The sequence below is a fragment of the Trueperella bialowiezensis genome, assembly GCF_900637955.1.
Lineage (GTDB): Bacteria > Actinomycetota > Actinomycetes > Actinomycetales > Actinomycetaceae > Trueperella > Trueperella bialowiezensis.
Genome location: NZ_LR134476.1, coordinates 1,658,361 through 1,670,999, shown reverse-complemented (window position 1 = coordinate 1,670,999; position 12,639 = coordinate 1,658,361). Strand labels below are relative to the sequence as shown.

Sequence of the window (12,639 nt, the reverse complement as noted above, 5' to 3'; positions counted from 1 at the left end):
GGCGCCGTCAGGCGGACGGCAGCCGAACCGTACGTTAGGCCTCCGCTGCAGGACTAGGGACGACGGCGTCGTCGCTACTTGCTGATTCAACCGCGCGTGGCGCTCGAGGCCAGCGCCAATCAAGAACCAAGCCAATGACGAGCGCGACGAGAGCTGGGACCACCCACGCCATGTGTACTTCGCCGAGCGGGAAGACATCGAGGACGTCGCGCAGCGGGGCGAACACGGCAAGCTTCGTCGAGTTGAGCGCTTCGAGCACGGAGAGCACGCCGGCTGTCCACGCAGTCAGGCGGTACGCCCAGTAAAAGCGAACGTGCTCACCACGATCCAGTAGAGCCACGATGACGAGGCAGATCGTCATCGGATACACCAACTGATTGAGCGGAGCAACAATTTCGAGGATTGTTTCCAAGCCCAAGTTCGCGAGCGCGAACGCGATCAGCACCTGCACCACCAGCCACGCGCGCATGCTCAGTGCCGGTACGAGTCCGTGGAAGTAGGCTGTCGACGACGCGAGCAGACCCAACGCCGTCGTCAAGCACGCCAGCAAAATAATCGCACCGAAGAACACTTGGCCGAAGCTGCCGAACAGTTTCTGGGTCATGCCCGCAATCACCTGCGCGCCGTTCGTACCCGAACCAGACTGCCCCACGCGCACAAGCCCAATGTAAACGACGGCGAGCAGCCCGCCAGCGATAAGTGCCGCATACGCCATGCCCGTCCGACTCTTCTTGCCCGTCCACCCCCACGACTTCAAAGCAGAAACAATAATCGCGCCAAACACGAGGGCGGCGATCGCGTCCATCGTGAAATAGCCTTGGATAATACCGGCTGAAAGCGGTGCGTTGACGTAGTCGCCGGTCGCTTCATGGCCCGCTAACGGCTGGCCGATACTGCCGATCACGAGGACTGCGAGCAAGATAAGCAGGGCCGGCGTGAGGAACGTGCCAATCCGGTTGACCACCGTTGATGGCCGCAACGCCGCCAAAAACGTGACTGCGAAGAACGCCGCCGTATAAAGAAAGAGGTTCGTTCGACTTGACCCGACAACGGGCGCGAGCGCCATCTCGTAACTCACCGCGGCCACACGCGGAATCGCATACAACATGCCAGTCGACAGGAAGATCAGTGTGGTCAGCACTAGGCCTAGGCGCGAACCCATCCGATCAGCAAGCCGCACCTCACCGGGCCGAATAGTAGCCATGGCGATCATCGCCGCAATCGGCAACGCCACACCCGTAATCAAGAAACCAGCCGCCGCAACATACGCGTTTGGCCCAGCCTCCACACCGATCATGGCAGGCAAAATCAAATTGCCCGCCCCGAAGAACATGGCAAACAGGGCAAAACCCGTAATAACTAATCCTCTAACACTGGGGATCCGTGGCATGATGTTCCTTTTTTGCGTGGTTAGTAAAGGCTGGCTGAGCCGCGCCAAACTTGGTGAGAAACCCACTCGCGCACCACAGCCACCTCACAAGAGTACGCTATCTTAAACGATTTCACGATCAGCGCCCGGATTTACCGAAAACGAGTCCACATTTCGGAAGCGGCTCGTCCACGATTCGGGAGCAGCGCGTCCGCAATTCGGGAGCGCGGCGCGGCTATCTGTGGGTATGGTAGTCGCGGCTACCTGCGGGTATGCATTCCAGCGCTGACGCCGGTGGGGAGCCCCGGAATTGTTGGTCGGCCGCCCGCCCACAGGCATTTCTGCTGCAGTAGCCGTTCCGCCCGGCCGTTGAGCGGCTATGGTGGGAGTATGAGAGAAAATCTTCTTGCCCCAGATCCAATTCTGTTACCAACCGACCCGGCCGCGGGTCTCGATCCGCTTGCTGCCGCAACAGCGTTCGCCCATCCGGAAAGCCCGAGCGTCTGGGCGGCGCGTGCCGAGCAAGCTATCGAGTCTGCTGAGTCTGATGATGACAAGCTCACCGCCTACGCCTTTGCCCGCACGGGCTACCATCGCTCCCTTGACCGTTTGCGTGCCAACGGCTGGCGGGGATCCGGACCTGTTCCCTACTCGCACGAGCCAAACCGCCCGGTGCTACGCGCGATTGCCGCGCTTGCGAAGGCCGCGCGGCTCATCGGAGAAACCTCCGAATACGAACGCTGCCTCACGATGCTCGACGACGCCGATCCGAAGGCTAAAGCAGAACTCATCGAAAGTTGAGATACCAAAGATAAAACCGGCCGACATGATCCGGCTCCAAAACGAGATGATTGGCTAAGTGGCTGCGAAATCTAGGCGATAACGCCTCTCGTTTTCTTCCCGCCTATCACGTAGGCTTGAAGGCAACAAGAAACGAGGTTCCCATGGAGTTCACCTACGACGACTACGGCGACACCGCCTTATACGACGTGTTCTATGAAGCAGGAACCTACTACGGAGGCGTGCTCGTCGCATTAAGCGATCAAGCCGAGGCGCAAGGCGACCATCAACGCGAACGCGAGCTTCTCAACGCGCGAATCGCTCTGCGGCGGGAGCGCGCGAACGTTCATCCCGATGATCGCGCCTCCCAGATCGCCTGTATCGAAAAGTGGCACGCTCGAGCAAATGCTGCACGCGAAGATTTACTTCAGCCAAGCACGTAGCTATGTCACCAGAGGAGTTACGCGATCTATGGCTCGAGGACGTCCAACCCGTCGTCTTTTCCCGCGCTGAGCCGAGCATCGAGCCCGTCACAGTTTTCCTTGGAAGCGGCACGCGCGAGGTCGTCGATTCGCCGGTCATTGATCATTTCACCGTCATGAAACGAGCCAGGCACACGTTGGCGGGAGCCTATACTCGGTACACTCCGCGTAACACATGAGAAAAGGGCCGATTTTCATGCTTTTTCGAAATGAGATTACGCTAGGTCATGTCTTACGCGGATTCGAAGCGGTATCCCCGCACCGAAGACACGAGCCATCACCACCAGATGGTTAGGTTTAAGTGACAAACGGGGAGCAGTCCAACGCATTCCCGGGGTACCTGTTACGTTCCCGGGGTAGACAAATCGCCGGATTCGGTACCCCAGGAAGTGAACGTGTACCCCCGGAACGATGTCCCGAGACATGCCGCCGGCGGCTTTCGGAATCGAAAAAGGCTTCCTGTTGCTTAAAACAGGAAGCCATTTCGTTAGTGGCGGGGGCAGGATTTGAACCTACGACCTCCGGGTTATGAGCCCGGCGAGCTACCGAACTGCTCCACCCCGCGTCGGCACATACAACCTTAAGAGCGATCGGAAAGATTTTCAAGGCGGACAGCGGTGCGCTTAATCACCTGCCGTACGCCCGCGCGCAACACAACGCCGAGGCCACAACGCGCAGCCCGAGCGATTAAATCCGCAGGTCAGCAAATAGGTCACAGACATTTCTCGCCCATTCGGCTATGGTGAGTATTTCAATACCTTACAGGCGGCACTAGTTAACAAAGCATCATTCAGCGTGGCTAAGGCCAACGCACATTACCTGATCGTGAGGCACACGCCAACGCGCGTTGCCTACCAAAGTAGCGCCCGCTGGCGTGTGACGCCCGTTGACTAGCCGATTCTAGAGAAATGGAAAGATTGAAAGCGTTATCGCACGTTAAGTCTCTGTTACCGCAGAAGCAGGATCTTGAAGAAGTTAAGCGGCATTGGAAGGGCGATATCCTCGCCGGAATCACTACCGGGATTGTGGCCCTTCCCCTTGCGCTCGCATTCGGCGCGGCGTCTGGGGTTGGTGCCGCCGCGGGCCTTATCACGGCCATTGTTGCGGGCTTAGTCGGTGCTATTTTTGGCGGGTCACGTTTCCAAGTGTCGGGGCCGACGGGCGCTATGGTCGTCATCCTCGCACCACTGGTAGCAACGCACGGCCTGCACGCAGTTCCCCTGCTTTCAATTATGGCCGCGCTCATTTTATTTGCGGCTGCACTTCTTGGCCTTGGCCGCATCATTTCTCTCATTCCATGGCCAGTCATTGAGGGCTTCACACTCGGAATTGCGCTCATTCTTTTCTTGCAGCAGGTACCAAATGCGCTTGGTGTCGACGTCGCTGCCGGCGGCAACACCTTAATCACTGCCGGATGGGCCGTGGTAAACGCGCCCTACCCGCAGGCGTTCATTCCGCTCGCCGTCGCGCTAGGCACGGTGCTCCTCATCGTCGTTTTCGATTCCATCCATCCGTCGTTCCCAGGATCGCTTGCGGCGCTGGCTGTGGTGTCGGTGGTCGTCGTCGTGACGAACACAAACGTGCCGTTGATCGGCGAAATTCCGGACTCGTTGCCTGCTCCGCACCTGCCTGCGGTCTCCCCGGATCTGTTCGTTGCGCTCTTGCCGGGCGCTATTTCGGTGGCTTTCCTCGCTGGGATTGAATCTTTGCTGTCAGCTCGCGTGGCCTCAGGAATGGTTGAAGGCGGCACCTACAATCCAGACCGCGAACTATTCGGGCAAGGTGCCGCCAACTTCGCCGCCGGAGTGTTCGGCGGTATGCCAGCCACGGGCGCAATCGTACGCACGGCAGTCAACATTCGATCGGGCGGGCGCTCGCGCCTGTCCCCGGTCATCCACTCGCTCCTGCTACTCGTTGTGGTCTATTCGCTCTCGGACGTTGTCCGGCAAATTCCGATGGCAGCACTAGCGGGCATTCTTTTCGTCACGTCGGCGCGCATGGTTCCCGTGAAAGCGACCAAGCAGATTTTGCGCTCCACTCGTTCCGACGCCGTCGTCTTCATCCTCACCGTGATCATCACGCTCGTGTTCGACCTCATCGTCGCAATCGCGATCGGCGTGCTGGTTGCGGGCGTGCTCATGTTGCGCCACTTCGCGCGTTCCTCGGGCGTGCATCGCGAATATCCAACGAAAAACAATAAGATCCGCGTGCTACGCATCGACGGCGCAATGTTCTTCGGCGTGGCCGACAGGATCGAGGAAGAGATCACGAGTCTCGACGACGTCCGCGTCGTTATCATTAGGCTCTCCCGCGTGGGCGTTATGGACGCGACGGGCGCGAAGGCGCTGACCGACATTGTTACCACTTTGCGCCGTGCGGACAATAACGTGCTTCTCGTCGGGTTGCGCACTTCTCACGAGGCGCTCACTGAACGCCTTGGTCTTGGAGCGGCGATGGGAGGGGCCGACCGCTTCTTTGACGATATGGACGACGCCGTGGCGGCCGCCGAGCGAATCATCGCCGAGGAGATCGCAGCGAAGGAGGCGGAACGGGAGGCGGAGCGCGAAGCGGCAAAGTCAGGTGCGGACAAGCCTGCGAAGGCGGCACCCAGAAAGCGTCGTATCCACGTCGACCGCTTACGCGAACGTGTGAAACAGCTGCGGCAAATCCAGCGCCGAAGGTTTAAACGTCCGCGAAGGTCGACGTCGTCGAAAAGCTAACGAGCCAGTGCGCTAGCCGCGCCTGCGCGTTTTCTTCCGCGGTAGGTTCTCCCATTCGAGGGTAACGCCGGCGGGGTTCAGCGCTTCGTAGGCTTCTTCGGTTCCCCAGTAGATTCCGTCGGCGACGTCCTCTCCGCCGGAGGTGATGTCGAGGACGACGGTTTCGGCGTCGTTACCGGACGGAACTTCGGTGAGCACCCAGCCGCCCCTTCCTCGGATTCCGTTCTCATCGGCGGGCAGCTGTGCGAGCCATGCGTCGACGGCGTCGCGCGCGTTTGAGCCGGACACGGTGAGCCGAACCGTGGCAAGCGAGCCGTCGTTGCGCGGCGGCTTGTCCCACAGCCAGTCGTAATCCATGAGATAACGGTTCGAATTCATGGTTTTAGGGTACGGCTTTGCGTCTGGTCATGTCTTATGCGGACGTGCCTCGCTACACCTTTCCCTAGCACTCGCACTGAGATCATTTGCTCACCTGTGCCGCAAGCGCTATTATCTGACTATGCACTCAGATAGTCAGATTCATGAGGAGTTTTCGCCATCCTCCGATAACGTAGAGCTAGCGGCCGAAGTGTTCGCCATTTTGTCGGATCCAACTCGGATACGTATTATTCTTGCTCTTCGCAAGCACGTCGAGTTGTCCGTCAACAGGCTGTCGGAGATAGTAGGTAAGAAACCTTCTGGGGTTTCCAAACACCTGGCGCGGCTTCGCATGGCACGGATGGTAACCACGCGCCAAGATGGCACAAGCGTGCTCTACCGCCTTGCCGACGAGCACGGAATATACCTCGTAGAAGAAGCGCTCAAGCAGGCTGAACACGCCGTCTATGGAGGGTTTCCACCGCACCACCGGTCTGAATCTGCGAGGTAACATTCATGCTCCACGTTCTTCAAGATCGAACGTACGCAAAACTGTTCGCCGCGCAGGTGATCGCGCTTATAGGGACCGGGCTACTCACAGTCGCACTCGGGCTCCTCGCCTACGACATCGCCGGATCTGACGGCGGTGCAGTGCTCGGGATGGCGATGACGATCAAGATGCTCGCTTACGTTTTCGTCTCGCCGGTTGCAGCGGCTCTAACTTCCAAGTTGCCCCGGCGAACGGTGCTGGTTGTAGCGGACCTCCTCCGTGCTGCCACCGCGCTCGCGTTGCCGTTCGTCACGGAAGCTTGGCATATCTACGCTCTCATTTTCGTTCTTCAATCGGCGTCAGCAACGTTCACTCCCACGTTCCAGGCTGTGATTCCGTCGATCCTTCCGCAAGAGGAGGATTACACGCAGGCTCTTTCGCTGTCTCGGCTAGCCTACGATTTGGAAGCTCTGGCAAGCCCTGCACTTGCTGCCGCTCTCCTATCGGTGACCAGCTATAACAATCTTTTCATCGGCACTGTTGTTGGTTTCCTTGGCTCGGCGGCACTTGTGATGTCGGCGCGGTTCCCGCAGATTGAAACGGAAAGTGAGTCGCCGTTCCTTGAACGCGTGACTCGTGGGGTTCGGATCTTTTGGCGCACACCGGATTTGCGCGGTTTGATGGGCGCGAATCTCGCAGTGTCCGCGCCGATCGCCATGGTGATCGTGAATACTGCCGTGTTGACGATGGATCACCTTCAGCGTTCGGAGTCCGAGGTCGCCATTTTGTTGGCTGTCAACGGTGCCGGTTCGATGATCGTTGCGTTGACCCTGCCGAAGGTTTTGACTGTGAGGGATGATCGTCAGGTGATGCTCGCCGGGTGTCTCGCACTACCCGCGCTGCTCGTTTTGGGCGCTGGAGCTATTCAGCTTTCGCCAGGTGCTCTGCAGTGGGTCGCTCTGCTTGCCCTGTGGGGTATTTTGGGGACGGCAACGTCGCTGGTGCTCACCCCTTCTGCTCGGCTTTTGCGGCGTGCTAGCGTCGAGAAGGACCGGCCGGCTGTCTACGCTGCACAGTTTTCGCTCTCGCACGCCTGCTATCTTGTGGCGTATCCCCTCGCGGGGATTGTGGGCGCGAAGATTGGTTTGGCGTCCGTCAGCCTCGTACTAGGTGCGGTGGCTTTGCTTGGCGTCGTGATTGCCGGCGTGGAGTGGCGACGACGGGCGTAGCGTTGCGGTACTCATACCAGTAATGGTCCTGAGCAAGGATTTTAGCGAGCTGTTCAGCAGGAAGAACATCTTCAAATTCTTCTACGATTGCCCACTGGCCAAGATGTTCTGGCTTTGAGCAGAACGAGTAGACCAGATCCTCTTCAGAAATCAGATCGTCGGCTTCCACCGGCACACAACGTGGCCACGAACTAGAGTCCCATTCGCCATTGATCCAGTATGAAAACCCAAGTTCCATGCCTACCTCCCACACGACGTCCTTGGCGACGTAACGTACATCATCTTCAGGATTTTTAGCGGGATAGAACGCCTTAACTTCGATCGTTGACCCGATCCCGTAGAGGTTAAGAAGCTGCTGAAATAGCTGTTGCGTTCGGGCACGTGTGTGCTCCACCAGTGGAAAGAAACTCGTCGTTGGATAGACGTCAATAGTTGTTGACATATTTCCACTTTACGAAAGCCCGCCGACAATTATCTGCGCCCATCGAGTTTGCCGTAGCACACCACCCAAAACAGTTACCATTACAACAATGGCCTCATCCCAGAACACGCAGCCGAAATCAAAATGAAAGTGTAAACCCGTGATATACCACGACATTGAATGGGAACAAGCAGCAGCAGTTGACCACTATGCATCTCAAAACTGGAATTCGCGATACCGCCTCACCTGGCATGGCGAAGACTCCTACATTGCTCGATTTGACACTACTTACGACAGTGAAAACGCTGGTGAACTCGACATCGATGAAACCGACCCCAGATATGACGAATTCATCAGCGTCGACTTCGAAATCCTCGAAATCATCACCGACGGACCTCGCCGCTACAACGAATACGTCTCCATCGATTACCGAGACTTCCCCGACGAAATCATCGACATCACCAACAACCACACCGTCTACCCCAACCCAAACGTGCCCCCACGCCCGTGACGGAAATGAAGCCAAAGCAGATAACCAACCTGGCGATGGCTCAACGCAATATCCACTCGCCTCGATGTCCAGGATGCGCTGAAAAACGGCACGTAATATCTCGACACCAAAAACCGAAGTATTGTTTACGTCAGAAATAATATCTCCGTAGCGACAGTACAAAATGTCATTACAACCGTATATAGAGGTAAGCGAACCTCTAGCATGGTTATTTGGGGGCGAGGATCCTGGGATGAATGATACGTTTTTAAGTGTTTCGGCCGGGCGAGTGGATCCGAGCGGCGAGACTACGATGTTCCGGCTGTACTGTGTGGATTCCGCTCAGGGAAGTTGGGTCGTGTCCGACGATATTTTGGACGTCTACTGGAAAACACTGATTTCTGACCTTCAGTCGATGGTCCTTGATGCAGAACGCGGGCGCATCGGCCTGACCGAAGGGGTTTGTGGCGTTGCAGGATACCCGAAAAATTACGCGTAGCTGGGTTCGACCGAGCTGCCGGAACCCCAGCTCACATTCAGTGTGTGGAGGCATGACACGGAAGACAAGGTTCTTTTCGAGGTCGAGCAGGATTTCTGGTCGGATGCCATAAGTCACCACTACGTCGTTTGTGCAACGGCTGCTGAGTTTCGCGCCTTTGTGGACGCACTCAACGAGGTCTTCGCTGGTCGACGAGACTCGGTCCAGCTTGGTGCAGCGCGTTTAGCTGCACGAGCCACGATTGGGGAAGCCATCGAGATTTCGCGTTCGCACGTGACTTTAAGAACGGGGTCACGGCGGTCCGTTCCAGTCGATTTATCCGACGACGATCACCAAAGCCTCGTTACCTTCTTTCACTCCCTGTTACGCGTAGGACACGACGGCGAGACTGCGACGTGGCACAGCAAGCGAAGCGATCTTTCCATCGTTGCAGTTTTTCAGCGCGATGATGACTCCTCCGTCGAAGCCGGAAGTTTCAATCTTTGGAAGCTTCGAATATGGGCGAATCAGTGGAGCACGATTAACCCCTTGGCAACTGTGCGCTTGTCTAAAGAAGCTACACAGCGCACACTCGACACCTCCGACGGACGATCACTAACCATCTATGGCACGGCGATTGACTCTTTCACCATTTAGGTGGTCGAGTCGATCTCCTGCCGCGCAGCAACCGCCCGATCAATCGCATCAGACAGCGCGTCTTGCGCCTTGCCGTACTCGGCCCAGTCGCCAGACTTCATCGCAGCATCCGAGCGCTCGATTGCCGCCTTCGCATCCTGCAGAGCAGTGTCCAAACGCTCCTGCGGGCTGCCCGCAGCGGGCGGAACCGGCGGAGTGGCAGGCGACGACGTCGGCTCATCCGGCGCAGGCGCTTCCGTAGTCGGCGCGTCCGTCGGCGGAGCACCAGGAGTCGCACCACCGTCGGGAGCGGCTTCCGGATCGGCAAGATTCGGATCTACAGTGCCGCCTTCAACCGGAGCTTCCTTTTCACCGACCACTTCGGCGTCGCCAGCAGACACACCGGAGTCACCGCCGAACACTTGGTCAAGCGATTCGTCGAGAGTCGGCGCGAATCCAACATTGTCACCGAACAGCGTGAGCACGTACTGCAGTGTCGGGTAACGCGTACCCGACGTGGCTTGCACGTAGATCGGCTGCACATACAACAGGCCGTCACCGATCGGTAACGAGAGCAGGTTGCCTTCCATGATCTCGGTACCACCCTGGCGCAGCAGGTTCAGGTCGGTCGACACCTTCGGGTTCGTCAGCATCGTATTCTCAGCCTGGCCCGGGCCCGGAACCGTCAGATCACGCGGGAGTTCGAGCAGGTTGAGCCTGCCGTACGATTCAGCTTTCACGCCGTCCTCATTCCCGGCGTCACCGGAGGCGGCCAAGAAGCCGGTCATCACGTTACGGTTCGTAGTACCGCCGGGGATGTACGACGTCGTCAGCGAGAAGTTCGTCTCCGTCTCACCTGGCATCTTGAGCGTCAGGTAGTACGGCGGCTGCTTCGGCGTCGTCGGCCCTGCCGGCATCGTGGGCTCCAATGGAACCTGCCAGAAGTCACCGCCCGAGTAGAAGGACTTCGCGTCCGTCACATGGTAGCGGGCCAGCAGTGTGCGCTGTACCTTGAACAGATCCTCCGGGTAGCGCACGTGTGCGATGAGATCGCCAGGCATCTCTTCCAGCGGCGTGATCTGGCCGGGGAAGATCGACTTCCACGCGTTAATAATCGGATCGTCAGCATCCCACTGGTAGAGGGTCACCGAGCCGTCATACGCGTTAACGATCGCCTTGACCGAGTTACGAATGTAGTTGATTTGCTCGGGCCGGTTCATGCCGGTGGCACCCATCGTCGTCGAATCCGTGGTCGCCTCAGACAGCGTTTCGCGCGCCGAGTACGGGTAGTTGTTCGACGTCGTGTAGGCGTCAATAATCCACACGAGCTGCTTGGGCGTGTTCGGATCGCCGTCCATGTCGACGGCGGCCGGCACGGCCTTCGTATCCAACGTCAGGTAGGGAGCCACCTTGCGCACGCGCTGGTGCGGATCACGATCGAAGAGGATCTGCGATTCGCTGGTCACCCGGTCGGAGAAGAACAGTTCGGTCGATCCCATGCGGATCGCGAACATCAACCGCGAGAACACGTTACCCACCGACGGCCCTCCGTTACCCGTATAGGTGTTCATCACCTGGCCGTTGGGAGCGGCATCGTCCGGGTAGTCAAGCTCCCACGGATCCGAGCCTTCGGGCGCGCCCACAATCGAATAGTTCGGGCTCTGCTGGCCGAAGTAGACGCGCGGTTCATACTCGCCGATCTCGCCGACCGACGGGATGCCGGCTTCCCAGAACTTCGGATCGCCACGGTCTGTCATCGTGTTTCCGTAGGCAGCAGCGACGCCGAAGCCGTGCGTGTAGACCGTGTGGTCGTTCACCCACGAGCGGCGTTCCGCATCCAAGCCGTCGAGGTTGAGTTCGCGCACGGCAATCACCGTGTCGCGGGTCTGCCCGTCGATCTCGTAGCGGTCCACCGTAAGCGGCTCGAGGAACTGGTAGTACTGCCTGTTTTGCTGCAACTGGTTGAATGACGGATCCACAATGTTCGGATCAAGCAGACGAATCTGTGCGGCGGTCTCCGAATCCTTGCGCAGCTGCCCGGGTTCGACGTCGGTGCGTGCTTCGTACTGCATCGTCTTCACGTCGGCCATGTCGTAGGCCACGCGCGTGGCATCAATGTTGCGCTGGATGTAGGTGGATTCCAGTTCGGCCGCGTTCGGGTTGACCTTAAAGTTCTGCATGAGCGCCGGGTAGAGCCAGCTGACCACGAGCGCGGTGGCCACCGTTGCTGCGATACCGACAAGCGCGGGCTTCCACATTTGCCGCACGGCCGCCACGATGAACAGGATCGCAACAATAGCGATGACGATCGCGAGGATCGTCAGCCCAGGCTTGGACGCGTTGATGTCCGTGTAGCTCGCACCGGAGAAGCGCTGCTGATTACCAAGGAGCAGATCGTAGCGCGAGAGCCAGTGGTTGATCGCCACGATCAACGCGCCCAGCGCCAGCAAAATACCGAAGTGGCGTTGCGCCTTCTTCGACACCTTGAAGCCACGCTGGTCAAAGCCCATGTCGCCTGTCATCCAGTAGGCAACGCCCGCGGCGAGCAACGAGAGCACGAGTAGGGATAGTAGGAAGCCCATAATCGCGTGGATCGCGGGCAGTGCGAATACGTAGAACGACACGTCGAGGCCATATTCCGGATCGGCAGTACCGAACGACGAGCCGTTGAACCACAGCAGGAACGTCCGCCAGCTGCCAGACAGGCTGGTTCCAAACAGGAGACCGACGACGGCGGGAACCACCCCGTATGTCAACCACTTCTTGGACAGCAGAGTGTTGCGGTAGTCGGTGGTCTGAGAATCCAGATTGATGACGTTACCCGGATCCTTCGGCTTCACTTTGCCGAGCGCGATCCGCAGGTTTAAGGCGACGACGCCGGCCACGATCAGGAAGCCGATTGTGCCCAGGGCGATTGAGGCCCCGTATTGAGTCCAAAAGACTCGCACGGCTCCGATCTGTTCAAACCACTTGAGTTCGGTCCAGAAATTAGCAAAAACAACGATGCCGAACACCAAAAGTCCGAGCACGAGCAAGGTGGGCAGGAATGCTCCACCGAGCAGTGAGCGCTCAGATTCGGGGCGTCCGGTGGTGGTCGTTTGATCGGTCAAATTAAACCTCTCCTCACACCCAGCTCTATGGGGCGACTTGTGCCGTGATCGACGGTGACAACTGACAAAACCGTATA

At 58.3% G+C, this 12,639-nt stretch carries 13 protein-coding genes and 1 tRNA gene; 9 read left to right on the top strand and 5 right to left on the bottom strand.

All coding sequences use genetic code 11. The features are described 5' to 3' along the window. Nucleotides 1-34 precede the first annotated feature (34 nt). A complete protein-coding gene (gene brnQ / locus EL234_RS07535; RefSeq protein WP_126416872.1) occupies nucleotides 35-1,390 on the bottom strand; it encodes a branched-chain amino acid transport system II carrier protein in 1,356 nt (451 codons plus the stop codon). Nucleotides 1,391-1,759: 369 nt separating this feature from the next. Here brnQ and EL234_RS07530 point away from each other — a divergent pair, with 369 nt between their 5' ends. From EL234_RS07530 to EL234_RS07520, 3 genes are all read left to right on the top strand, one after another. Next, nucleotides 1,760-2,170 (top strand): DUF3151 domain-containing protein, encoded by a 411-nt coding sequence (locus EL234_RS07530; RefSeq protein WP_126416871.1) that lies wholly within the window; start codon nucleotides 1,760-1,762, stop codon nucleotides 2,168-2,170. A 143-nt stretch (nucleotides 2,171-2,313) separates the two neighbouring features. Beyond that, nucleotides 2,314-2,592 carry a hypothetical protein gene (locus EL234_RS07525; RefSeq protein ID WP_126416870.1) on the top strand — a complete coding sequence of 93 codons (279 nt, stop codon included), beginning with the start codon at nucleotides 2,314-2,316 and terminating at the stop codon, nucleotides 2,590-2,592. Nucleotides 2,593-2,594: 2 nt separating this feature from the next. Then, nucleotides 2,595-2,810 (top strand): hypothetical protein, encoded by a 216-nt coding sequence (locus EL234_RS07520; protein ID WP_126416869.1) that lies wholly within the window; start codon nucleotides 2,595-2,597, stop codon nucleotides 2,808-2,810. Between the two features lie 312 nt (nucleotides 2,811-3,122). Here the strand turns inward: EL234_RS07520 and EL234_RS07515 are convergent. Continuing rightward, nucleotides 3,123-3,196: transfer RNA gene (locus EL234_RS07515), tRNA-Met, on the bottom strand. Between the two features lie 343 nt (nucleotides 3,197-3,539). Here EL234_RS07515 and EL234_RS07510 point away from each other — a divergent pair. Then, complete coding sequence (locus EL234_RS07510) at nucleotides 3,540-5,351, top strand: SulP family inorganic anion transporter (RefSeq protein ID WP_126416868.1); 1,812 nt, start codon at nucleotides 3,540-3,542, stop codon at nucleotides 5,349-5,351. A gap of 12 nt (nucleotides 5,352-5,363) precedes the next feature. Here the strand turns inward: EL234_RS07510 and EL234_RS07505 are convergent, their stop codons facing one another. Further along, nucleotides 5,364-5,729: a hypothetical protein gene (locus EL234_RS07505; RefSeq protein WP_197718433.1), complete on the bottom strand. Its 366-nt coding sequence runs from the start codon at nucleotides 5,727-5,729 to the stop codon at nucleotides 5,364-5,366. A 121-nt stretch (nucleotides 5,730-5,850) separates the two neighbouring features. Here EL234_RS07505 and EL234_RS07500 point away from each other — a divergent pair, with 121 nt between their 5' ends. Continuing rightward, nucleotides 5,851-6,219 carry an ArsR/SmtB family transcription factor gene (locus tag EL234_RS07500; RefSeq protein WP_126416867.1) on the top strand — a complete coding sequence of 123 codons (369 nt, stop codon included), beginning with the start codon at nucleotides 5,851-5,853 and terminating at the stop codon, nucleotides 6,217-6,219. A 5-nt stretch (nucleotides 6,220-6,224) separates the two neighbouring features. Then, entirely contained in the window at nucleotides 6,225-7,427 is a 1,203-nt protein-coding gene (locus tag EL234_RS07495; protein WP_126416866.1) for an MFS transporter, read from the top strand. On the opposite strand, the gene EL234_RS07490 is transcribed toward EL234_RS07495, so the two are convergent. Beyond that, nucleotides 7,354-7,869: a hypothetical protein gene (locus tag EL234_RS07490; RefSeq protein WP_197718432.1), complete on the bottom strand. Its 516-nt coding sequence runs from the start codon at nucleotides 7,867-7,869 to the stop codon at nucleotides 7,354-7,356. The two genes, EL234_RS07495 and EL234_RS07490, sit on opposite strands and share 74 nt — an antisense overlap. 139 nt (nucleotides 7,870-8,008) lie before the next feature. On the opposite strand from EL234_RS07490, the gene EL234_RS07485 reads away from it, so the two are divergent. The 3 genes from EL234_RS07485 (at nucleotide 8,009) to EL234_RS07475 (ending at nucleotide 9,473) form a co-directional block, all read left to right on the top strand. Next, nucleotides 8,009-8,359, top strand: coding sequence for a hypothetical protein (locus tag EL234_RS07485; protein WP_126416865.1), 351 nt, complete (start codon nucleotides 8,009-8,011; stop codon nucleotides 8,357-8,359). Nucleotides 8,360-8,591: 232 nt separating this feature from the next. Continuing rightward, nucleotides 8,592-8,837: a hypothetical protein gene (locus EL234_RS07480; protein ID WP_126416864.1), complete on the top strand. Its 246-nt coding sequence runs from the start codon at nucleotides 8,592-8,594 to the stop codon at nucleotides 8,835-8,837. A gap of 42 nt (nucleotides 8,838-8,879) precedes the next feature. Beyond that, nucleotides 8,880-9,473, top strand: a complete 594-nt coding sequence (locus EL234_RS07475) for a hypothetical protein (RefSeq protein ID WP_126416863.1) — start codon at nucleotides 8,880-8,882, stop codon at nucleotides 9,471-9,473. Here EL234_RS07475 and EL234_RS07470 read toward each other — a convergent pair. Beyond that, a complete protein-coding gene (locus EL234_RS07470) occupies nucleotides 9,470-12,562 on the bottom strand; it encodes a UPF0182 family membrane protein (RefSeq protein ID WP_241968980.1) in 3,093 nt (1,030 codons plus the stop codon). The two genes, EL234_RS07475 and EL234_RS07470, sit on opposite strands and share 4 nt — an antisense overlap. Between the last annotated feature and the right edge of the window lie 77 nt (nucleotides 12,563-12,639).

Coding starts and splice junctions, on each gene's coding strand:
- brnQ (WP_126416872.1), bottom strand. CDS start 1,390: ATGCCACGGATCCCCAGTGTTAGAGGATTAGTTATTACGGGTTTTGCC.
- EL234_RS07530 (WP_126416871.1), top strand. CDS start 1,760: ATGAGAGAAAATCTTCTTGCCCCAGATCCAATTCTGTTACCAACCGAC.
- EL234_RS07525 (WP_126416870.1), top strand. CDS start 2,314: ATGGAGTTCACCTACGACGACTACGGCGACACCGCCTTATACGACGTG.
- EL234_RS07520 (WP_126416869.1), top strand. CDS start 2,595: ATGTCACCAGAGGAGTTACGCGATCTATGGCTCGAGGACGTCCAACCC.
- EL234_RS07510 (WP_126416868.1), top strand. CDS start 3,540: ATGGAAAGATTGAAAGCGTTATCGCACGTTAAGTCTCTGTTACCGCAG.
- EL234_RS07505 (WP_197718433.1), bottom strand. CDS start 5,729: ATGAATTCGAACCGTTATCTCATGGATTACGACTGGCTGTGGGACAAG.
- EL234_RS07500 (WP_126416867.1), top strand. CDS start 5,851: ATGCACTCAGATAGTCAGATTCATGAGGAGTTTTCGCCATCCTCCGAT.
- EL234_RS07495 (WP_126416866.1), top strand. CDS start 6,225: ATGCTCCACGTTCTTCAAGATCGAACGTACGCAAAACTGTTCGCCGCG.
- EL234_RS07490 (WP_197718432.1), bottom strand. CDS start 7,869: ATGTCAACAACTATTGACGTCTATCCAACGACGAGTTTCTTTCCACTG.
- EL234_RS07480 (WP_126416864.1), top strand. CDS start 8,592: ATGAATGATACGTTTTTAAGTGTTTCGGCCGGGCGAGTGGATCCGAGC.